The sequence below is a fragment of the Polyangiaceae bacterium genome (genome assembly GCA_020633205.1).
GTDB lineage: Bacteria > Myxococcota_A > Polyangia > Polyangiales > Polyangiaceae > JAHBVY01.
Genome location: JACKEB010000022.1, coordinates 50,223 through 70,692 on the forward strand (window position 1 = coordinate 50,223; position 20,470 = coordinate 70,692).

The window sequence follows — 20,470 nt, forward strand, 5'->3', positions numbered from 1 at the left end:
GGTTGGCGAGGGGGCAGCCCTACACGTGTATTCGCGATCGAGGGCGGCCGACCGCACGCCTGATGCCAGCGCCTCGTGTCAATCAGACGTCGCAGGTGGCGAGCGCCAGCATCGCGGTGATGCGCGCGCGAACCAGCTCGAACTCCTTGATGGCGACGTCGATTTCCGCCTCTTGAAGGCGACGCGCAGAGTCCACCAGCTCAAAGCTCGTACCGCTGCCGTTGACGAACGCCAGGCGACTGAGGCGCGCTGTCTCGCGGGCGAGGTCGCGGGTCTTGCCAGTCACTTTCAACGTCGCAATGGCGACCTCGACGGAGCGCCGTGCCTGGGTGACCTCGAGCCGCGCGCGACGCTTGGTGTCGTCCAGCTTGGCCTCGGCGAGCTTCATGTCGGCGCGGCTGACGTCCTCGCCACCCCCCCGGCGTCCGCCATCGTAGATCGTCCAGGTGAGCACTGCGCCGATGGTCCAGGTCACATGCTCTTGGTTGATCTGACTTTCGGGTTCGAAGTAGGTGAGACTCGACACGGCGTCGATGGTGGGGGCAAATCCGAGCTGTGCGCTCGTGACACCCCGTTCAGCCACTTCTAGCTGCGCGCGCGCGGCTCGCACGTCTGGTCGACTCTCTACGTTTGGTTCCGCGCGGCAGCTTCCCTTGGCGTCACGAGCCAGTGCGTCTAGCTTGATCTTTGGGTTCACGCTCCAGGCTTCGGAGTCACCGAGAGCCAGCCCCAGCGCCTCCCTGGAGCGCCGCACACCCTCGTCCGCGGAGACGATCTGCGCCCTCAGCAGGTTGACCTCTTGCTCTGCGCGGAGCACGTCGACCGCGCTGGCGGACCCCAGGCGGAAACGACGTCGGTTCAGGCTCAGCGTAGAGAGGGAGCTCTTCAGCGAGACACGCCGGATCTCCGCCAGCCGCTCGGCGGTGATCACGTTGACGATCGACTCCGCGACGCCGGCCAGCACCTGACGTTCGACCTCCTTCGACGACAGCTTCGCCGCCCGAATGCTGCGCTTGGTCGTGCCGTGGTCGTGCCAAGCGGCGAGCGCCAGGAGCGGTTGGGTGACGCTGACACCTGCCTGCCAGGTCGTTGCGGGATCAGGGATGGGTGCGTCTTGGACCAGCGCGCCGTTGCGGAAGGTCGTGCCATTTCCACGCAGCAAATGCCTCTGCACGGATGCGTTGGCGATGATGCGCGGGTAGGCGCCGGCAAGGGCTTGCCGTGAGCGCGCCGAAGCGGACTCCACCTGAGCCCGAGCTTGGCGCAGGCTCGTCGAGCGGGTGCGTACCAGCTTGAGGGCCTCCTGCCAGGATTTGACCGTGTGTTTCGCGGGCGGCACCGGCGCCAGCATCGGATCGTCGATCTCGGGCAGCTTGGCGCTGGGCTCCGGCTTTGCGGGAGCTTCGGCTTCTGCTTTCGGCTTGTCGTCTGCGGGCGGCGCGGCCTCCGCATCGGAGGGAGCCTTCGGCTGCGCCATGGCGCTCGAGGTCAGCAGGGCGGCCCAAAGCCAGGTCGGAAGGAGTCTCGTGATCGCGCGTCCCATAGCAGCGGTCCTCCGATAGTGTCCCTCGCGCTCTGCGGGAACCCTCGTCGGACGCAAATCGTTGATTCGTGCCGTCCAACGCGCTCGTCGCCTGGCCCAGGCGGCAGCGGTAGAACTAATGCGTCTCTGCTTCGAGCGCGCTCAGGGCCGCCTGGAGCTCCTGATCCAAGTCGGCTTCTTCGTCTGCCATCAAGTCCGGGGGCAAGCCGCTCGCTTCTTCCGCGTTGCCATCCCACTCCGCTTGGGACTGCTTGTCCTTCTTTGAGCCCTGCCAGCGAGCCAATAGGCGCTCGATACGGGGGCTGTCCGCGCGAAATACGCCTTCCAGCACGCGTCTAGCCTCACCGAGGCGGGACGCGCGGACCAGGGCGTGGGCGTAGCTTGAGGCGATCTCGTCTTCTTCCGGTGCGCTCTTGTAGGCTCGCGCCAGGTGCAGCAGGGCCGCGTGAGGCCGATTGAGGGCTACGTCGAGCAGGTGGCCTAGGTTGTGTCGATACGACGCGCAGGTCGGATGCAGCTGAATCGCCCGCGCGTAAGCCCGCGCGGCGCTGCGGAAGTGGCCGAGCAGGGTGTGCGCCAATCCGAGCACCGCCCATGCGCGATGATCGTCGTCATGCTGGAGCACGCTCTTGGCCAGCAGCGCAGCCCGCCACGGATTGCGTTCGACGAGCAGCTCGCTCAGGAACTGTCGCGCGAACACCCCTGCGCGGGAACTCGGTGCCGCGCGGGACACCAACTTCTCCAACATCGGCACCAACTCAATGGGCTCCAACTCCTGGGCCATGGCCCAATGGACGTCGTGGAGAAGGGTCGCTACGTCGTCCGGCTGCGCACCACTCATTAACGCTCCTTCGTAGCCTTCCGAACGCGGGCGCGCAAACCACAATCCGCGCTTCCGCTATAAAACTTTGGCATCGGATCGCTCACGTCGTGCGCGCTTGCTCTGCCTGGTTTTCTGTCGCCTGCTGGTGTCTGTCGCCCGCTGGTTTTCTGTCGCCCGCTGGCTTTCTGTGCGGGCGGTTGGTTCGTGGGGTGGAGGCGATCGGGTGACGATCGCTCGTTGGTGATCCGGGCTTGACTTGTCTGGAATTTATGCTCGCGGAAATGCTGAGCACTCGCCTCCAAACGGTCGTGTACACGGCCGCCGCCTACGCGTTTGGACTCGTTTGGGTCGCGAATTGGTTCCGATGGTGGCGGGGTGAGCCCTTGAACGCACGGAACCGAACATGCTTCCAGCGGGCAAGAACTGCCTTTTTTCAGGCTTTGGAGTCACCTTGCCCAGCGTCGCAAGCGAGCCGCTCGTAGCCCCGGGCGCGCGCCTTGTTGCGGCTCAGCCCTGGAGTGATGACCGCTGCTGAGCGCAATTGGCGGGAACTCGGAGAACGCTTCCACGCGGTCTAAGCGTGGAAACGCAATCCACCACTCCGTTTCGCTCGGCAAAGTAGCGCGCACCTCACCTGAGAGCGGCTAGTGCCGCGGGGAAATTCGCCCCGTGTTCTTCGATCAATCAGACGCTGCGGCCAGTTCCACGCTGGCTTCCTTGCCAGCGATGGTTGCGCCGTTCAACGCGTCCATCGCTTTGGCTAGCACGCGGACCTTTACTCCCACGAAGGTGTGGTCGGGGCGCACGTTGACGTGCTCTGTATCGGCGTCACTGAGCGAACCACGATCTACCAGGGTGCGTCGGAAGTCGCTGGGACGCGCTCCATCTTTGCGCCCAACATTCACGCGGATCTCACGGATTGCGTCGGGGTCGCCTGCCTCTGCGATAGCGACGTTGGGGTGTTTGGCCGCCGAGTGGCCAGCGCGCGCCTCGCTGACGTTGGTGACTGGCGTACGCAAGGTCACATTCGTTTCTGCTGGTTCCTGGCCGCGCGCCGTCTTCGAGGCTTGGGTGTTGCGTGCGGATTCGCGCGACGCGCCGTTGCGCGGCTCTTCGCCGGCTTCACGGCGGGGGCGGTCGTCTCGGCTGCGCCGTCCACGGCGGGGCTCCTCCGAGCCCTTGGCTTCGCTCTCGTTTCGTTGGCGCCTGGGGCGAGGGGAGTCCGTCTCGGACCCACGGGAGCGGCGCCCTTCCGGCGCCTCGGCGTCGGTCAAGCGCGCAACCAGGGAAGGGGATGCGTCTTGCACGATGTAGCCTGGCAGATCCAGATCATGGTCGACCGATTCGTCCTTGGCCACCACGAGCTCCGGGCGAGCAGCGCGCTCTTCGCTTCGGCGCTTCCGTCGGGAATCATCCCGGTCGCCGCGGGAGCGGCGTCCTTCGCGCTCGTCGCTGCCCTTTGGCGCGTCTTTCTTCGCGTCTTCCCGGGCTGCTTCAGCTCGCGGTGCGGGCCGTTCCGGGGCTGCGTCCCGACGGCTCTCGTCCCGACGGCTCTCGTCCCGACGGCTCTCGTCCCGACGGCTCTCGTCCCGACGACTCTCGTCCCGACGGCTCTCGTCCCGACGACCGCGATCGTCGCGCTGACCGTCTTCGCGACGCTTGTCTTCGCGACGCTTCTCTCCGCGACGGCCGTCGTCGCGTCGGGGTGAAGCCTCGCGGGGAGCCGCGTCCCGCTTCGGTGATTCTGCAGGGGCTTCGCTGGGCGCCGCCACATCGCCTCCGTTGGTGGCTTCCACTGGCTTGCGCTGCGTCCCGCGGCGACTGTCCGGCAGGGTTGGGGCGCCCGCGAGCTCCGTCCGCTCGTCTCGCTGTGCGCGTGCCGACGGTTGCCCGTTTTTCCCGTTGCTCGCCGGCTGAGGCGACTCCTGCCGTGGGTCCTGGCGCCGCGCATCCTGGGGCCGTGGAGACTCTTGCCGCGGGGCAGCGACAGGGGCGGGTTTTGCAGCGCGGCGCGCGCGCGCGCCTTCAGCTTCGGCTTCTTCTCGTGGACCGAGGTGGTCCTGAAGCAACATGGCGATGGCGATTTCGGCCTGGTCGTGAGTCAGCAGGCGGCGCGCGAGGGTGCGGTCACGAACGGTGACCCTGCGAGTCTCCGCGAGGCGCACTAGACCTTCCACGAGATCGAGCTCGGCGCGGGTACGCTTCTCGGTCGCGCTCGGTAGGCTGCGCTCGACCGGCGTGATGCGGTAGGTGAGTTTGAGCATGTAGACCCCGCCGATGTCTTGCGGCGTGATCATGCTGATTGCGGTACCAGTGCGTCCGGCACGCCCCGTGCGACCCGTGCGGTGCACGTAGACTTCCGTAGACTCGGGGAAGTCGTAGTTGATGACGTGGGTGAGGTGCGAGATGTCGATGCCTCGCGCCGCGACATCCGTTGCCACGAGGAAACGTAGGCGCGACTCGCGCACCGCCGCCATGACTCGCTCTCGCTCGGATTGTGAAAGGTCCGCGTTGAGCCAATCGGCGTCGTATCCAGCCTGTTTGAGCTGGTGCGCCACCCGCTTGGTTTGCTCACGGGTGTTGCAGAAGATGATCGCGCTCTCGGGGTTCTCCGTTTCGACGACCTGGAGGAAGTCGCCGAGCTTGTCGCCCGCCGCGAGGTACGTGAAATGCTGGATCGACAGCGCGCCGATTTCGTCACCGCTCAAGGTGATGAAGCTCGGGTCACGCAGGCGGTCTTCCGCCATGCGCACGACGTCACGCGGCACCGTTGCGCTGAAGAGCAACGTGTGGAGCGTCTTGGGGAGCGCCTCCAGCACCTCGTTGATTTGAGGCAAGAAGCCCATCGAGAGCATCTCGTCGCTCTCGTCGAGCACCAGCACGCGGATCCGTGCGGGATCGAGCGTGCCGCGCCGCAGGTGATCGAGCACACGGCCTGGCGTGCCGACGAGGATCTGCGCGCCCGCGGAGATCTCGTCGATCTGGCGTTGCATCGGCGCGCCACCATAAATGCTGACCACCTTCAGCTCGCGGTACTTACCGAGCGAAGTGACCTCTCGCGCCACCTGGAGCGCGAGCTCGCGGGTGGGGCACAGCACCATCGCCTGCACGGCGGCGATGTCTGGCTTGACCAGGCCATCCACCAGCGGCAGGCCAAAGGCGGCGGTCTTACCCGTGCCGGTCCGCGCCTGGACCACCAGGTCGCGACCCTTCTTCGCGGGCTCGTAGATCGCCCGCTGAACGGGAGTAGGGTTGACGTAGCCAAGCTCATCGACGGCCTTGCGCACCTCGTTGGAGAGGCGCAGCACATCGAAGGTCGGTTGAATTTCTGTATCGGTCTCAGGCACGGTGGCGCGCTGCTTATAGCGCTTTTCACCGCGCTGCAGGCGCGAACGACCAAGCTTTTTTTTCTGCGAAAAGCTCGAGCCTGGTGAGGGACGGAGCTAGGGGCCCGGTTGCGCGGGCTTGAGCGTCCCCTCGAGGGCTTTCACGCGTCGGCGCAGGCCAGCCAGGTCACCGGCTTCGTTCCGCACCGCGTGCTCCTCGGCGTAGCGCAGCTGATCCACCAGCTTCAGCGCCTTGAGCGCCTCCGGATCGCCTTCGCAAAGTCGGCTCACGCTCGGACGGCGCTCCCAGCCGGGGCCTAGCGCCTGACGAAAACGCGTGACGGCCTCGCGCTCGCCTCCGGTTTCCTCAGCAGCGGCTCGGCGGGCGCTCCTCACCCCCGAAATCAAGTCGTGCAACCCCTCACGGCAGCTCTTGGCGACCTCGGCTTCGGGAGGAAACCAAACAGTTGCGAGGATTTGCACGGTGCAGACCGCGGTGAATCCGGCCACCACCACACCGTAAATGACGAGCGAGATGCGCCGCCCGAGGCGTCTGCCTCGTTCTCTTCGGGCGTCCTGCTCAGCTGCTGTCACGCCGCCCACATAGCACAGGCCATCGAGGTCCAGGACTCTTCTGCCACCCACCCGATTGACCCGGGAGGGGTAGCGGCCTAAGCTTTCACGGCTGTTTGAAACTATCGAAACCGATGAATCTCACCGGGATTAGCCTCGAATCGGGCCTTGGTGCCCTCTCTGACTCCGCCGCAGGACTGCCCCCGAGCGACGCCGCCGAGCGGCTGCGCCGTCGGTTGGCCGCGGTGCACTCTCTGATCGGAGACGATCTTGCTCGCGTGGAGGCTCTCCTTCACGAGCGCGCCCAGGATGGCCCCGCGCCGGGCGACGCGGCTGCGGCGCACCTCGTGTGTCAAGGCGGCAAGCGAGTTCGTCCCATGGCGTTGCTGCTCAGCGCGGCGTGCTTCGGTGAGGTCCCCGCGTGCGCGCGGGAGCTCGCTGCCGTGGCTGAGCTGATTCACTCCGCGACGTTGCTCCACGACGATGTGGTGGATGAGGGGACGGAGCGGCGCGGCGTGCCTGCCTCCCGCGTCCTCCATGGCAACGCGGTCAGCGTGCTTTCCGGCGATTTGTTGCTGGTTCACGCGCTGGATTTGACCCAGCGAGCCGCGCCTGACGTGCTGCCCGATTTGATCGCGACGTTGCGCTCGCTGGTGTCTGGAGAAATCATCCAGCTGCGAGGGCGACGCACCCTCGACACCAGCGCCGAGTCCTACGAGCTGATTCTGCGTGGAAAAACGGCGTCCCTCTTTGCCTGGGCGACCTCAGTCGGGGGGCGCGTGGCTGGCGCTACGCCCGCTCAACAAGAGCAACTGCGGGTCTTCGGTGAGGGGGTCGGGATCGCTTTCCAGCTGGTCGATGACACCTTGGACTACACCAGCGAAGAAACCGGCAAGACCCTGTTCGCAGACCTGAGGGAAGGCAAGCTGACCTTGCCGCTCGTGCTGGCAGTCGAGAAGCGGCCCGAGCTTCTGCAGGATTTGCGCGCCATTCACGGCGGAGATCTGGATCCCATCGAGCGGGTGCGTCGGGTGGTCCTGGAGAGCGGCGCTTGTGAGTTGGCGCGAGCCCGTGCACGGGAGACCACCGAGACGGCGATTTCGGCGCTACGCTCGGTACCCGAGACGCCCGCTCGGCAATTGCTCGAAGGCGTCGCGCGGCAACTCACCACCCGGACGGCATGAGCGAGGAAAAACAGCACGAGAGCACCCCGCTGTGGCGCAGCGAGATCCTTGTCAGTGAACTCGTAGGTCGCCTGATCGAGTTCTGGGGGTTCAAGCGGAACATGGGTCGCGTGTGGGCGATCTTGTATCTGTCGCCTGGTCCGCTCTCTGCTCAAGATCTGCGCGACGCGCTCCAGCTTTCTGCGGGTGCCGTGAGCATGACCTTGAACGACCTCGGGCGTTGGGGCGTCGTGCGCCGAGTCTGGGTCCCGGGTGAGCGCCGTGACTATTTCACCGCGGAAGTGCAGATCTGGAAGATGATCTCGAGGGTGTTTGCCGAGCGCGAAGGCGGAGAAATCCGCCACGCCATTGAAGCGCTGGAAGAGGCCCTCGTAGCTCTCGAGCCGCACCTATCCGCCACGGACACCAAGGAACGCGAGCGGGCGGAGCTGCAGCGCACTCGCGTGCTGGCGCTGCTGGGCGTCGCGAAGATCGGCCGGCAGCTGCTCGATTCCCTCGTCTCCACCGCGAAGGTGAACGCGGAGCCGCTGAGTCGCCTCGAGCTCGCACCACCCGACGACCAGGCCGGCGACGCTGGCGCTGGCTGACAAACGGCGCTAGTCGACGCAGCGCTTCTAATCGACGCAGCGGTGGGTCGGATCTTGGCGTTCGATGAAGAGCGCGGTGATCTCACGATCCAGCGCGGCGGTCAGCTCGCTCTCGATGTGCTCGAGGGCGCCGGCGAGGCGCTCTAGGTTGCGCTGGTAGACGAACAATCGGGCTTGATCCGCGGGGAGACCATCGGGGCCAGCCACGGCGTCAAGCAGCAACAGCGCGCGGGGGTCCACGCCGTCCACGACCACCTCGACACCGGGCACGTCGGAGACGTAGATATGATCCTCGTCGACGAACGCCCGCAGCTTGGAATCCAGCGCCGCGACGGCTTGCCGCACGCTGTGCGCGAAGGTCTCCGCGGTGAGCGACCAAGACGGAGTCGGCAGCTCCAAATCCAACTCGCGTGAGCGCAAGAAGGCTTGAGTTGCCCCTCCCGTATCCCCGCGCTCATCACGCACGAGGCCAAGGTAGTAGAACGCCTCAGGGTTCTTGGGGCTGTCTTTCACCGCTTGCTCGACGAGCGGTGCAGCTCGCTCCACCTCGCCCACCTCGTAGAGCGCGCGCCCCACGAGGAAGGTATGGTTTGGGTTCTCGAACGGTCCCTCGGGGAAACGTGCGCAGAGCTCTTTGGCGCGGTCGATCTCGTTCAGACCAAGCAACGCGTCGAACTTCAGCAGCAGCGCATCAACCACCTCGTCGTCGTTCTGAGCGAGATCGAGGGCCTGATCGCAGAGAGAGAGAGCCTCTTCGAACTCGCCGAGGGGGTGAATATAGACCTCGGCGGCGTTGAGCATCGCTTCGAGGTAGCCGTCGTCGAGGGCGATTGCCTGGCGGTAGTACTCGACCGCATCTTCGAAATCGCCTTGCAAGGCCCCGACGTAGCCCAACAGATTGTAGGCCTCGGGGGACTGGCTATCGAGCTCCAGAGCGCGCCTGGCGCTTTGCTCGGCGCCGTGGGAGTCGCCACGCTGGACGAGGTCCCAGCCGCGGTCGAGATGTGCGGAAAACTGATCCATCTACGGTCTGGCTAGATGGTCCGGGTCGCGGCTCGAGTCAAGCGGCCGTAGGACCTCGATACTTTGCGCGTTGGCACCACGTTAGCCTGTAACGACCGGTTCAGAGCGCGGTTAAGCGCTACTCGTGAACCCGAACGCGACTTCCTGGGCGATCGTCCGTCGCCCACGCGCCATGCCAGCCTTTGGGCAACTGGGGATCGCTGAACAGGAACACCCACTTCGCGTCGAGGGGCGCGAGGTTCACGCAACCGTGGCTCATCTTGATGCCGTAATTGCTGTGCCAGAACGCCGCGTGAAGCGCGTAGGAGCCCTTGTAGTACATCACGTAGGGCACGTCCTCGATGGAGTAGGGCAGGTCGCCCGCCGCGGTGCCGTCGCCGTCCATCGTCGTGGTGATGTGCTTTTCGCGGATCCTGAACTCGCCGGGGGGCGTGCTGTGGTCCTTGGACTTCACGCTCGAGGTCTTTCCGCTCGAAACCAACGTCGCGTAGACCGGCGTGGTTCCCTTGTAGGCGACCAGCGTTTGCTCCTTCAGGTTCACGTCGATCCAGCGCTCGCCCGGCTGGAGATCTTCAGGCATCGGGCCCGGGTGAGTAATTCTCACGTGGATATTCTTCACCCACTGGCCATTCGCCATCTCGCTGTACGTGATGCCCTTGATCTCGATCTCTTTGCCAGTCAGCTGCAGCGCCTCGAAGCGCTTCACCCGCTCCTTTGGGCTGACGCTGCGCTTCTCCGGGTCGATCTCATAGGTCGGCGCCGTCTTGCGTCCGCCGTATGCCCACGCCAGGGGCAGCTTGAACTTGGGACCTAGCTCGGTGCCGTGGAAGTCGGAACCGGCGGTTTGCCAGAAACGGTCAGCTGGGGTGACCAAGCCCTTCGTGGTCTTGTACCAGGTGCGTCCATTCCAGCGGAACGTCTTGTCCACGGCCACGTAGAAGCCCGTGACCATGCGCTTCGCGAGGATGTCGTCGGCGTCTGCCGAGAGCTGATCCAGGGTGACCTCGTGGAGCTTGTCCTTGATGTTTTCCTGCTGCCACCAAGGTTGATCTGGGGCGCCCGCGTCACCTTCTTCGCCCGGTTCCGGTGCCTCGCCCACGTCGCCCGGTGAGGCTGACGCGCTTCGCGTATCTCCCGGTTTGGGGGTCTTGGAATCGCTCTTCTCGCTGGGCTTTTCGTCAGTCTTCTCGTCAGATTTCTCTGCGGATTTCTTACGAATGCCATCGATCAGCTCGGGCGTGTCCTTCTTCTCCGCGACGGGCTTTTCGCCGGACTTCGGCGTTCCCGCATCTTTCGCGTCGGACTTCTCCGGTGCGTCGGACTTCGCGTCCTGCTCGCTCTTCGCGGCTTCTGCCTTGGCCTTTGCGGCTTCTTTCGCCTTCTTCTCCGCCTCGGCCTTGGCTTTCTCCTCGGCCTTCTTCTTCGGATCCATGTAGGGCTCGTACGCGAGCATCTGCTCCTTGGATGGAACCGAGCGGTAGAGCGGCGTGCCGTTCTTGGCGTTGCGCGCGTAGATGTACGGCAGTACCTCGGAGAGATCGGGCGCCTTGATGGCGAACTTCACTTCCGGGTGATCGAGATCCGTCGTGCCGAGATTTCCGCAGACGTACCCGACGTCGTTCACGCGGTACCAGCCGCCACTGCAGTTGGCGGTGCTCACCGGCTTGGCGTCCACGGGCACGCGACCGCCGTTGCGGATGTAGCCGAGCTTCTGCTTCTGATCGAACTTCGGCTCCTTGAACACTGCCGCCGCGATCTTCGTCACCGCGAACCAGGGGCCGGTATACGGCGCTGCGTCGGCCCCCGCGTCTTCCGCTTCTGCGCCGGCGTCCGGAGTCGTGGCCGCCTGGGTCAACTCGGCGGGCAAGCTCGGCGCTGCGCCGGATGCCTTGGGATGCGACTGAGTGGGCTTCTCGGCCTTCTCTTTGACGCCGGGCGGTTCCTCCCGGTTTCCGCACGCGATCAAGCCGCCAGCGGCCAATAGGCCACACAGGGAGACGCGCAGAGCGCGACGTGGAGCGCGAGAGGCGCTGCGAGAAAGGCGATTCGACGTCACAGGCAGGCCCTTTCTTTCCACAGCGCGGCTGGGGGATCCACTTCTCGGCGGTTCTTGCCGCCAAGCGAGGCCGCATGTCTCACCCCCCAGCGAGTTCCGGTTCGGGTCTGCCGCCAACGCCTGCTCATGCGCAATAGGTCTTGAAATTTTCAACATTTAACGATGGTTCTTGATGTGATGAGGCAGCTATTCGCGGGTTTGGGGGTGAGGAATTGCGTTAGGTCGCGCGTGCTCCGACGCGAAGCCCCGCTCAGCGTGTTTCAGCGCCCACGCCCCGAAGCGAGATTCTGAAGAAAAGCACGCGCTTGAGGCCTCTTCAGCGAACCGCGTGCCAACCTATGCTTTCCAGGCCAGATCCGCGTTTTCAGAATAAACCGCGGCGTTCGCACGCCTGACACTGCAGCAGTATGGTGAGACCTGTGGCTTTTCGAGCGGAGTGGCGTGGGCGACGCGACACCCGACTCCGACTCGTGTTGGGGGCGCTCGGGATCTCGCTGTTGCTCCACGTGCCGCTCACTCCGCTGAGCTCGCCGCTGGGTCTCGTGTCGTTGATGAAGTTCGAGGACGACTCCGACATCGAGGAGCCGCCCGAGTGGATCGGGATCCCCGTCACGATCGAGGACGAACCGGCGCTTGAGCCTCCCAAGGCAGGAGAGACACCTGGCGCCGTCGAAGATGAGGACGAGGACCTGGAGGATGACGACGCCCTCGATGATGAGAGCGACGACGATGACGACGACGAAGCCTGGTCGCTCCCCAAGAAGAAGCAGGGCACCTCGAAGCCCGACGCGGGACAAGCCGAAAAGCCCCTGAAGGCGCCCGGAGACGCCGGCGCGGACGCAGCAGTCGGGATCAAAGATGCCGGGGCTGACGCGGGCGCTCCGACAGCCACGGACGCGGGCGCGGACGCCGCTCCCGTGAAGCCAGAACCCAAGCCGGCGCCAAAGCCTGAGCTGCCAAAGAGCCAGGCGCCGGTCGCTGAGCGCTCGAAGACCATCAAGGACCCGGTCGCCCTGTCCGGTTCCGCGGGGCAACTCGCTGACGCGAACGCGAACATCCGCCTGTTGGTGTTCGGTGATCGCATCCGCAAGCACTCGACGGGGCCGCTGATCGGCGATTTGCTCGGCGCCGCGGAGCAATGGGCCGCGTTCTTCAAGACCGCCAAGCTCGACCCCATCCGCGACATCGACCGCATCTTGATCGCGGCCCCCCAGCTAAAAGACAGCTCCCACGCGGTGATCGTGCTCAAGCACCACACCTCCGAGGCGAAGATCCACGGCGCCATCGACCGCCTGGTCAAGCAGAGCAAGGACAAGGGCGAGTGGGTAGACGAGCGCATCGCCAAGGCGCACGTGGATCGCGCGGATCGCGTGTTGGTGCAGCAAGGTCGCGGAGTGGTGATCGTCGGCCCCGCGGGCATCGAGGCCCAAGCCAAGCAGCTCAAGGGGCCGCTGAGCTTCCCGAACCCTGAAGGCAAAGAGGTCGTCAGCGTGTTCCTGCGCACGCCCTATCGCGCCTTCAAGGGGCTCCCCTTCGATATGCCCGAGTCGATTCGCTGGGTGCGCATGAAGCTGGTACCCGCGGGAGATGGCGTCGTCGCGCTGCTGGAAGCCCAAGACGAGAGCCCGGCCGCCGCCCAGAAGCACGCGGCGGCCTTCGATTCTGCGCTCAACGCGGTGGTGACCATCAAGCTCTCTGGGCTCGCGGCGCGCCTCTTGGGCAGGAGCGAAAAGCGCCTGGTCGAGCGCGTGGAGTTCTCCGCTCAGGGGGACCGCATCGTGGGCAAGGTGTCAGCGACCGGGCGTCAGCTCGCGCCGCTGCTCGAGGCCATCAGCGAGTACTCCAAACAGCTCCAGGAAGAAGCGAAGAAGCGCGCCAAGGAACGTGCGGAACAGAAGAAGAAGGAAGAAGCGGAGAAGGCTGAAAAGGCCAAGGCTGCCGCAGAGGAAGCCAAGGCAGGCAAGGGCAAGGCCGGCAAAGGGGCACAGTCGAACTCTGACAAAGGCAGCAACCCGGCCAAAGACAAAGCGGCGGAGTCTGGCGATGGGGCGGGCGACAAGCCCAAGAAGCCGGGCTTCAAGCAGAACCCCGCTGCGGCTGCTTCCGGAAGTTCGAAGGCGGCACCTTCCGCGCCTCCCCCCCAACCCTCGGGGGAGCCCAAGGAGTAGCAACGACGGGAACCGCGGCGAGAGGTCTCGCACCCGATGAAAATCCTAGCGGAAATTCTTCGGCTTCAACGCCGCTGCTGCGGGAGCGAGTCTCAGAGCTTGGTCTGCTCGGCGAGGCGAGCCAGCATCGCGTCGGCGGTACCCGCATCGAGGGTTGCGATGCACAAGCGCTTGCCCTTGCGCGGCTCGACCACCAGGCGGCACTTGCCGCGCGCTGAGTCGCTCAGGCTGCTCAAACCAAAGTCGACGCCCAGCCCGACGATCACCAGCAAGAAGCCCATCCCGAGCAAGCTCGGAGAGGAGCCCGGAACGCGCGCACCGTCGACGAACAAGCTGATCCCAGCGTAGAGGCCGATTGCGAGCGCAAACAGACCCGCGTAGAGCCCAGCCCGGGCGTAGCGCACCTCGCGGGTTACTTTGGCGACGTTGTCGATGGGGACCAGTGTCTCGCGGTCGCGCAGCACGCGGCCGAGCATTTCCGTGCGGTGATCGAGCTCGAGGCCTCGATTGGTCAGGCGCACAGCGGCAGGACGCTTGAAAGCCAGGGCGTAGCGACCGAGCAGCTTCACCAGCCAGACGATGGCGAGGATCCCCGTGAGGCCAAGAATCGCAGTCCAGAAAGCGTGGCGTGGCGCCGCGGTGAGTTCGCCGCTCAAGCTGCTCCCGCGTTCACCTGAGTCGCTGCTCGGGGTCAGCACTGCGGCGAGCAGCGGATCCTGTGTGCGAGACGCCAGCTCGCGCACCTCTCGGGAGGCGGCGCCGGACTTGCTGCTCATCAGGGCGGCGGCGGCGGTCAGTGCCTCACCGCGGCCGAGGGCGAACTCTTGAGGGGAACGCGCGATGTGACCCAGCCGTGGCCAGAGCGCCTCGGCGTCTTCGCCCAGCGCCTCTTCCAGCATCGAGAGCGCATCGACCTGGGTGTTCGATGCCAGCCACACCAACGCGTCGGCCGTATCCGCGCGGCGCTCGTCACCGACCAGCGCAAGCGCACACAGCGCACCCAGCGCCCAGCGCTCGGTGTCCGTCTGGGGATCGCGGGCGAGCAGGTCCTTCAGGTCGCCATACGGGGTCGCGGAGTCGCCTTCGAGCTTGCTCGCGTCGGCGAGTCGCACGCTACGTTCGCGCTTGGCGTAGGCGTCGAGGGCGCTTTCGCGCACGGCGCTAGCCCAGGTTTCCCGAGAGGGGTGCGCCGAGAGCACGGCGAGGACACTGCTGGCGGTGGGTAGAGTCATGGCTAGGAGAGCGGCTCGCTGGGCAAACCACAGCCCAGCAACGAGAACACCCGGCCAGGCCTTATCTGAACGCCGCGAGCGTCGCTAGTCTTTCCCAGCAAAAAGTGTAGGTGTCAGTCCTACAAAGAGCGACACGCCCCGGACTTTTGGTCCGAGGCGTGGGTCGAATGGCCGGGCCGCGCCCCTCAGAGAGACGCTCAGGCGCAAGCGATGGAGTTGAGGATGGGTCCCGGTAGCTCCGGGCTCTCGTCGTCGATCACGCGGTTGTCGCGGTCGACGCGCACGACCTTGGGCTGGTAGTCACGGGCCTCTGCGCGGTCCATGTCGGCGAAGGTCGCCAGGATCACCAGGTCGCCAGGCTCATTTAGATGAGCTGCGGCGCCGTTGACGCAGATGCAGCGAGAACCTCGGGGCCCTTCCAGGGCGTACGTAACGAGGCGTGTGCCGCGGGTGACGTTCCAGATGTGGATTGCCTCGTAGGGGAGGATATCCGCGCGCTCCAGAAGGTCCTTGTCGATGGTGACGCTGCCTTCGTACTCGAGGTCTGCGTGGGTCACCGTTGCGCGATGGATCTTCGACTTGAAGACATTGAGCTTCATGTTGGCCTCACGAGTCGCGTCATGGCGGCCCACGTGACTGCGGGTCCACCTGCCGGACGCCGCAGAATGTAGAGGCAAGGCGGCCCTCGTTCAAGGTTTGGCAACGGCCTGGAAGCAAGATCGCAACACATTCCCTCGGTCTTTGGGAGTGGGTGGAGGTGGGCAGACACGCATTCGGTTTCACCCACACAGGATCATCGGCGCCCACAAATTTGGCCGAACGTGCCAGGGCCAGGTACCGGGAGTCAGCTCGGACGACGCGACAGAGGGCTCGTTCGAAGCGCTCGGGAGACGCTGCGATGACCACTGGGATTTCCAAGGCCGAAATGTTCAAGAACCTGCGGGACATGTTGCGCGATGTGTTCCAGCTGCGCGCCGAGGGGGTCGCCTACGCGCGCCTCGCGCGTGCCCACGGCTACATCGATGGTTGCATGCGCGTGATGCTGGAGACCGGCGTTGCGTCCAAGCAGGAGCTCCTCGAGCTGGTCGCGGAAGAACGCAGGCTGGCGTCAGGTCCTGCGACGGGCGATGTGCACGGCGCCGAAGGACTCAGCGACGGCGCCATCGCCGCGGCCTGAACATTCCGGGTGACGCCGAGCGTGGCGCTCTCGTAGAGACAACGGCTGGTTCCGTATGGAATCGGCCGTTTCTTTTTTGGGGTGAGGGTAGAGCTGGCAGGGACTCACTTGCGTCGCAGACACCGGACGCAGGAAGTGCGGGGCGGTCGGGCGGCGCAATGTCGATCTGTTCGCGAGCGGGCGTGGATAACACCGTGGGGAAACGGGCGGAGGTTTGCCTGGGGCTGGCGAACTAGGGCGGCGAACCCGACGTTGATCAACGCGTAGCGACCAAGCCTGAAAGCGAAAGGCCGAGCCCGTACGGGCTCGGCCTTTGCGTCGTGTGGCTGTTGAACGCTGGTCAGGGAGTGACGAAGACGACGCTTCCGACGCTGTTCGGATCCGCCTTCCGCCAGTGGGCCATGATCTGCGGCGAGCCGTTCACGTCGACCACTTGGGTGAAGCCGTTCACCCAGCCGTCGACGGTGAGCGTCTTCACCTGCCAGCCGCTGCCGTCGTTGGTGCCGAGCTTGAGCAGGCCGTTCGTCGCGTCCTGGTAGGAAGCGTAGATGGTGCCGCCGTTGGTCCAGACGCTGGAGTCGTCACCGACCACCGCTTTGCCGTCATCCGTGCTGCCATCATCGATGACCTGCGGCGCCTCCGGCGTGGTGCCACCAGTCACCTTCATGTACTTGAAGGACTCGGTGATGCCGTCGGAGTAGGTGATGTGCCAATCGCCGTTGCCATCCACGAACAGCGACGCGCCCACACCGGTGTCACCGGTGTCGACCGGGCCAGGACCCTCGCCGTCGAGCAGCATCGGGGTGCCCCAGGTGCCGCCCTCTTCCTTCACGCCGTAGAGGTTGCCGTGGATGCGATCGTAATACACCAGACCCAACCCGCTCGGCGTGACTGCCGCCGAGATGTAGAGGCCTGAACCCTCCGGGAAGGTGTCGACGAACTTCTGGTCGAAGATCGGCGTGCAAGCCGCTCCACTGCCGTCGTCGAAGCAATCCTCGCCCTTGGCGCATGCCGGATCGCAGGTGGTGAGCGGTGTCTGGCAGACACCGGTGTCTCGGCACGCCTCGCCGCTCGCACAGTTGTAGGCGCGACACGGTGCGGCTGAGATGGCCGCATCCGCGAAGCTCCAGTCGCCGCTACCCTGAGGTAGCGCCGTGCCTGCGCTCGCGACCCGCACCACGCTCTGCACGAGGCCGCCACCGGCGGACGCGGGCTCGAGGGCGAGGTAGGCGATGACTGGACGGCCGTCACGCAGCAAGAGCTTCGCGTAGCGTCCGACATCGCCTTGGGTCACCTGCTGAACGGTGTGGGCGCTCCAGGCGCCGGTGTCGTCCCGACGGGCGAACTTCAGCGCCCGGTTCGTGGCGTCGTAGTACGCGACCATCGGGAGGCCGTCGCCGCCCACCTGGATGCTGGTCCACAGGCCAACGTCGTCGCCCGAGTCCGTGAGGCCACCGCGGTAGCTGTTCACGTCGATGAACCTGGGATCCGGAGGACCACCGGGCGTGCCGGGATCCAGGTTCGGGTCGAACTCCGGGAGCCCGTCCACCGCTTGCCACTGAACCTCGCCGTCGACGTATTTCCCTACGGCAAGGTCTCCAAACAGCACCGGGTTGGTCATCGGGGTGCCGTTGTCGATCGTGGTGTCCAGGCCGATGTCGTCATACGCCGCCACCCAGATGGTACCGTCGGAGGCGACCGCCGCCGAAGCGTAGGCCCCCACCAAGCCGGGCGCGAGGGTCTCGCATTCGGTGCAGGTGGGGGGACCGCCACCATCACCGCCGGTGCCGCCCGTACCCGCCGTCCCGCCGCTGCCGGGGCTGCTCGAGTCCGCGTCGCTGCAGGAGCAACCGTTGAACGATGCGGCGACCGCGAACAGGCCGATCTGCGCTAGGCGGTGTAGCCGACGGCGGCGCTTGGCAGCCGTCAGCTCACTCGGGGTGAAGTCCTCAGCATCCGACGAGTCAGCGTCCGAGGAGACCGCATCTGATGTGTCAGCCTCCGCATCCGCTTTTGGGCCCTGGCCCTTGCGGCGACGACGCAGACCGAAGCCGAGTGCCATGGCGCCCACCGCCAGCAAGCCCAGGGGCGCCTGATTGCTCTTGGAGGAGCCAGGCACGCTGCAGCTGCAGCCACTGCCATCGGCCAAGGAGGCGTCTGCTCGACCGCGCACCAGGGCTTGGCTCTGGCTCGCGACGTTGCCTTCCTCGTCCCGCACTTCGACCGTCAGCTTGCCTGCCTCAGCGACCTCGATGCTCTCGAGCCCTGCGGCGTTCGACCAGTCGGTGAAGGCGCCGTCGTCCAGGGCCCAGCGCACCTCGAGGGCCTGGGTGGGGCTGACGACGTCGTAGACCTCGATGCTGAGCTTGCCGTCCACGGGCTCCTTGCCGAGGGTGATCTCCGGCAAGCTCTTGTCGACGAGCACCTCAACCGTGGGCGGTGTGCGGTCCACGGTCTGCGGCGCGCCTTCGACGCGAGAGCGAACCTCGACCTGGTGGCGGCCTTGGATGCGAAGCGCAGCGTCGCTCACCTTGATCGTGCTGCTCTTCTGCCAGGGACGCCAGTAGCCCTTGTCGAGGCGGTACTGGTACTCGATGGGCTGCTCGCCGCTGTCCAGGCTGCTCTTGGCCTGCAGCTCGAACGCGGGCAGGTTGTCCTTGGTGGCCGTATCCACGCGGAGACCAGCTGGGTCAATCGTCTTCGATAGCAAGCGCGCGTCCGTCTCGCTGAAGTTGACGTAGGCGCCGCTCGCCGTCTCCAGGGACGCGAAGATCCCGAGGTAGTTGTCGCTACCCTTGGAGAGCTTCCGTAGACCTGGCGAGCCCTGTCCCTCGACGCTGGCAGGGATGCGCAGCGCGAGGCCCAAGCTGGCGAGTGAGTCGTTCAAGCTGATGGGGTTGATGGCACCACCCAGCGCCCCACCGATCTGACCGGCGAGCAGCTTGGCCAACGTCTCCGCAGCGGCCTGCTTGTCTTCACGCACCAAGGGCGCGTTGAACATGGTCGGGTTCGCCACGCCGATGTCTTGGAGCACTGGCGCGAGGGCGCTGTTCTCGTCGACGTCCAGGTTGACCGGCACGTCGAGGTCGAACTGGGCGCTGAAGGCGCGTACGTAGCGATCGTTCGACCACAGGTAGAAGTCGATGATCAGCTCGTTCATTGCCAGGCGCAGGGTCGGATCCGTCTCGAGGGACGTGCCGTTGCCTACGACCGCACTTGGTGGCGTCTGGGGGCGCAGCACGATGGCGAGAGGCGCCGTCTTCTTCTGGCGCGCGATGTCCTTCAGCGAAGGCACCAAGAGGCCCAAGGTGTCGCTGGTGAGCAGGCTGCCCAGGGTGTCGCTGCCGATGCCCAGACACAGCGCACCGGAGTTGTAGGCGCTGCCGAGGGCGTAGTTGATGAAGCGCTCGGAGAGCCCGATCCCCAGGTGCGGTCCGGGGCCGGTCCAGTCGCTCACGGTGTTGGCGGTCAGCTCATCGGGGATCGGAATTCCCGTGGGCAAATTCTGCGAGGCGATCGGAACGCAGCTGGTGATCGGGCGGGGCTCTGCGCCGCCCATCATGCCGAGGGTCGCGCCGCCAGCGATGGGGTTCAGGTCACCCCAGAGCATGCCGCTACCGTCGTCGCGGGTGCCTTCACCACCGGCGGCCAGCATGAAGTCGAGGCCGCCCTCTGTCCCTGGGGAAATGCTCGCCAGGAAGCCCGAGAGATCGATGTTGCCGTCGAGGCCGAGGGCGGTGCCCACACAATCGCCGTTGGTGAAGCGGCAGACTCCGTCCCCATCTGCCGTGGTGCCGGTGGGGCAGCTCACGCCGGCTGCCGCGTCCTGCTTCATGCAGAGCTGGTCCTCGATCGGAGCGGTCAGGCCGTCAACAAGCGGACCAATGAACTGGCCAGCGAGCGAGTTGATAATCGCGTTGATGATGTCATCCACGATCGGGATACTGCCGCCGCAGAACTTGATCGCGCCCTCGAGGTCCGACTGATTGATATTGAGACTCTCGATCTTTACCCGCGTATAGCCCTGCCGAGCGGCATGAGCTGGGTCGGTTTCGGTCTCCAAACTGATGCGGGCATCTACGCGAATTGTAGCCCAGTCGTTGCCGTTGCAGTTGCCGCCGTTGTTCAGCACGGCGTAGCGGTTGAGCGGGATTCCAATCGCTGTAACCTTCAATGGCAAGCGCTCAAGACGGGCATCGATGGTCCCGGTGACGACTAGGTGGTGAGGTGCCGCAGTCGCGAAGTTCAGGTTTGCACGCGTGAGGTCCGACTCAAACACGCACTCCTTCGGATTGGCGGAAGGCTTCGGGCCGTCCGGGCAAACGTCCACCTTCACGCCGGTTTGGTTAACGGTGCTGGTTGGGACGTCGAACGTGATGACTCCACCTCCACCGCTGCTTCCGAGCGCGGCGCCTGCGAGCGTGCCCACGTTGGTCTCGAGGAAGTCCAGCCCCGAGTCGGTGAGCCGCACGCTGGCGGCGTTGTCGATGCGCTTCGCGTTTTCGAAGCCGCCATCGAGCGGGGTGACGCCGCACGAGGAACAGCTCGAGCAGCTCCCTGCGCAGCCGCTGCCGAGCGCAGCCAATGCGGCGTACCAAGAATACTTCAGCCAGCGTGACATGTAGGCTCCAATGCATGCGGCTCCCGGCCGCGCGCGGCGCTTCCCTCAACCCCAGGGAAGCGTAGGAAAGTGGGTCAAGGACGTTTCAAGGGTACACCAATCGGCCGTTCAGTTGCACCGGTCCTTGTGGACCCGAGCATATCCATTCCGGCTGAAT

General features: G+C 65.5%; 13 protein-coding genes. 4 read left to right on the forward strand and 9 right to left on the reverse strand.

Annotated features, from left to right (window positions below; translation table 11 throughout):
- Window positions 1-82: 82 nt before the first annotated feature.
- From H6718_33840 to H6718_33855, 4 genes are all read right to left on the reverse strand, one after another.
- Window positions 83-1,477 (reverse strand): TolC family protein, encoded by a 1,395-nt coding sequence (locus H6718_33840; protein MCB9590442.1) that lies wholly within the window; start codon window positions 1,475-1,477, stop codon window positions 83-85.
- Between the two features lie 181 nt (window positions 1,478-1,658).
- On the reverse strand, window positions 1,659-2,384 hold the full coding sequence (locus H6718_33845; GenBank protein MCB9590443.1) for a hypothetical protein: 726 nt from the start codon (window positions 2,382-2,384) through the stop codon (window positions 1,659-1,661).
- A 662-nt stretch (window positions 2,385-3,046) separates the two neighbouring features.
- Complete coding sequence (locus H6718_33850) at window positions 3,047-5,713, reverse strand: DEAD/DEAH box helicase (protein ID MCB9590444.1); 2,667 nt, start codon at window positions 5,711-5,713, stop codon at window positions 3,047-3,049.
- Window positions 5,714-5,809: 96 nt separating this feature from the next.
- Entirely contained in the window at window positions 5,810-6,286 is a 477-nt protein-coding gene (locus H6718_33855) for a hypothetical protein (protein ID MCB9590445.1), read from the reverse strand.
- 113 nt (window positions 6,287-6,399) lie between these two features.
- Between H6718_33855 and H6718_33860 the strand changes: the two genes are divergently transcribed.
- Window positions 6,400-7,449 (forward strand): polyprenyl synthetase family protein, encoded by a 1,050-nt coding sequence (locus tag H6718_33860; GenBank protein MCB9590446.1) that lies wholly within the window; start codon window positions 6,400-6,402, stop codon window positions 7,447-7,449.
- Complete coding sequence (locus H6718_33865; GenBank protein ID MCB9590447.1) at window positions 7,446-8,036, forward strand: hypothetical protein; 591 nt, start codon at window positions 7,446-7,448, stop codon at window positions 8,034-8,036. The genes H6718_33860 and H6718_33865 overlap by 4 nt, the downstream gene beginning before the upstream one ends.
- A 27-nt stretch (window positions 8,037-8,063) precedes the next feature.
- Here H6718_33865 and H6718_33870 read toward each other — a convergent pair whose 3' ends face one another.
- Both H6718_33870 and H6718_33875 read right to left on the reverse strand, forming a co-directional pair.
- Window positions 8,064-9,059 (reverse strand): tetratricopeptide repeat protein, encoded by a 996-nt coding sequence (locus H6718_33870; protein ID MCB9590448.1) that lies wholly within the window; start codon window positions 9,057-9,059, stop codon window positions 8,064-8,066.
- Window positions 9,060-9,177: 118 nt separating this feature from the next.
- On the reverse strand, window positions 9,178-11,115 hold the full coding sequence (locus H6718_33875) for a L,D-transpeptidase family protein (protein MCB9590449.1): 1,938 nt from the start codon (window positions 11,113-11,115) through the stop codon (window positions 9,178-9,180).
- A 419-nt stretch (window positions 11,116-11,534) separates the two neighbouring features.
- On the opposite strand from H6718_33875, the gene H6718_33880 reads away from it, so the two are divergent.
- On the forward strand, window positions 11,535-13,283 hold the full coding sequence (locus H6718_33880; protein MCB9590450.1) for a hypothetical protein: 1,749 nt from the start codon (window positions 11,535-11,537) through the stop codon (window positions 13,281-13,283).
- 92 nt (window positions 13,284-13,375) lie between these two features.
- On the opposite strand, the gene H6718_33885 is transcribed toward H6718_33880, so the two are convergent.
- The gene (locus H6718_33885; GenBank protein ID MCB9590451.1) at window positions 13,376-14,515 is read right to left on the reverse strand and encodes a hypothetical protein; all 1,140 of its coding nucleotides are present in this window, start codon (window positions 14,513-14,515) and stop codon (window positions 13,376-13,378) included.
- A 197-nt stretch (window positions 14,516-14,712) separates the two neighbouring features.
- Complete coding sequence (locus tag H6718_33890; GenBank protein ID MCB9590452.1) at window positions 14,713-15,114, reverse strand: aspartate 1-decarboxylase; 402 nt, start codon at window positions 15,112-15,114, stop codon at window positions 14,713-14,715.
- Window positions 15,115-15,413: 299 nt separating this feature from the next.
- On the opposite strand from H6718_33890, the gene H6718_33895 reads away from it, so the two are divergent.
- Window positions 15,414-15,692, forward strand: a complete 279-nt coding sequence (locus tag H6718_33895) for a hypothetical protein (GenBank protein ID MCB9590453.1) — start codon at window positions 15,414-15,416, stop codon at window positions 15,690-15,692.
- Window positions 15,693-16,032: 340 nt separating this feature from the next.
- Here the strand turns inward: H6718_33895 and H6718_33900 are convergent, their stop codons facing one another.
- Complete coding sequence (locus tag H6718_33900) at window positions 16,033-20,313, reverse strand: hypothetical protein (GenBank protein ID MCB9590454.1); 4,281 nt, start codon at window positions 20,311-20,313, stop codon at window positions 16,033-16,035.
- Window positions 20,314-20,470 lie beyond the last annotated feature (157 nt).

What these genes read in the sequence shown, in the direction of transcription:
- H6718_33840 (MCB9590442.1), bottom strand. Translation starts at nt 1,477, where the DNA reads ATGGCGCAGCCGAAGGCTCCCTCCGATGCGGAGGCCGCGCCGCCCGCA.
- H6718_33845 (MCB9590443.1), bottom strand. Translation starts at nt 2,384, where the DNA reads ATGAGTGGTGCGCAGCCGGACGACGTAGCGACCCTTCTCCACGACGTC.
- H6718_33860 (MCB9590446.1), top strand. Translation starts at nt 6,400, where the DNA reads ATGAATCTCACCGGGATTAGCCTCGAATCGGGCCTTGGTGCCCTCTCT.
- H6718_33865 (MCB9590447.1), top strand. Translation starts at nt 7,446, where the DNA reads ATGAGCGAGGAAAAACAGCACGAGAGCACCCCGCTGTGGCGCAGCGAG.
- H6718_33870 (MCB9590448.1), bottom strand. Translation starts at nt 9,059, where the DNA reads ATGGATCAGTTTTCCGCACATCTCGACCGCGGCTGGGACCTCGTCCAG.
- H6718_33885 (MCB9590451.1), bottom strand. Translation starts at nt 14,515, where the DNA reads ATGACTCTACCCACCGCCAGCAGTGTCCTCGCCGTGCTCTCGGCGCAC.
- H6718_33890 (MCB9590452.1), bottom strand. Translation starts at nt 15,114, where the DNA reads ATGAAGCTCAATGTCTTCAAGTCGAAGATCCATCGCGCAACGGTGACC.
- H6718_33895 (MCB9590453.1), top strand. Translation starts at nt 15,414, where the DNA reads ATGACCACTGGGATTTCCAAGGCCGAAATGTTCAAGAACCTGCGGGAC.
- H6718_33900 (MCB9590454.1), bottom strand. Translation starts at nt 20,313, where the DNA reads ATGTCACGCTGGCTGAAGTATTCTTGGTACGCCGCATTGGCTGCGCTC.